Annotated in this window: 1 pseudogene; it reads left to right on the plus strand. The window is 57.0% G+C overall.

The features are described from left to right. Positions 1–244, plus strand: a pseudogene (gene yehX, locus AC3Y5R_RS24260) (glycine betaine ABC transporter ATP binding protein YehX); the annotation flags it as partial.

Here is a 244-nt window from a genome sequence, read left to right on the forward strand (position 1 = left end):
GTCAGCAGCAACGTGTGGGAGTGGCGCGTGCACTGGCTGCCGATCCGCAAGTCTTACTGATGGATGAACCTTTTGGCGCACTGGACCCGGTAACGCGCGGCGCGTTGCAACAAGAGATGACGCGCATTCACCGTTTGCTGGGGCGTACCATTGTGCTGGTCACTCATGATATTGATGAGGCGCTACGGCTGGCAGAACATCTGGTATTGATGGATCACGGTGAAGTAGTGCAGCAGGGCAATCC

The sequence above is a fragment of the Erwinia sp. 009765445 genome, assembly GCF_058137865.1.